The organism is Streptomyces sp. JJ36 (assembly GCF_021696945.1).
Lineage (GTDB): Bacteria > Actinomycetota > Actinomycetes > Streptomycetales > Streptomycetaceae > Streptomyces.
The window spans coordinates 1-682 of record NZ_JACYHE010000184.1; the positions used below are offsets into that span (position 1 = coordinate 1).

Consider the following 682-nt stretch of genomic DNA (forward strand, 5'->3'; position numbering starts at 1 on the left):
GGCCCGGACGGCGCCGCCCCGGACACCGTCCCGGGGCACGCCCCGGGGGACGGGCCCGGCGCCCGTCGGGTGACCCCGGCGGCGCGCGGGCTGCGCGGCTGCCGTTCGCTCGTACGGTCGCTGGCGCGGCCCGCCGGGCTGCTGGGATCGCGGGACGGGCCGGGGGTGCTCGGCGGCCTGGGCGGTCTGGGCGGGGGCCTCGGTGCGCTCGCCGGGCTCGGAGGGCTCGGCGGGCAGCCGCTCCGGCTCCGGGTCGAGGCCGACGGGAGGCTCCTCGCCGACCTGGACAAGCCGGTCGCGGGGCTGTCCCTGGCCCCCGCCGGGGACGGCCTGGCAGCGATCACCGTACGCGGGCGGTCCACGCAGGAGCCCGTACGCGCCCGGGCGCACCGGGTGACGGTCTCCGGGCCGGACTTCCGCTACCGCGCGGACGCGGTGATCGGCGGACCGGTGCGGGTGCGCACCTGGACGGTGCTCCCGGGCGCCCTCCGGCTCACGCTGCCCGGGAACGCGCTGTAGGGGCCGGGGCGTGGGGTGGCCGAGGGGCGGGGTGCGCCATGGGCGTGCCTTGTCCAGGACGGGTGCACGGCTTTGCGACTGAGGATGCGGGTTGCCGCGTCAGCGGCTTCGCGGCCGGGGTGGCTGGGCGATCGTGGCCGGGTGCGGGCTGGTCGGTCGTTGC

General features: G+C 80.1%; 1 pseudogene. It reads left to right on the forward strand.

Annotated elements, in window-relative coordinates:
* A pseudogene (locus HOY81_RS27090) lies at window positions 1-519 on the forward strand (hypothetical protein); the annotation flags it as partial.
* Window positions 520-682: the final 163 nt, after the last annotated feature.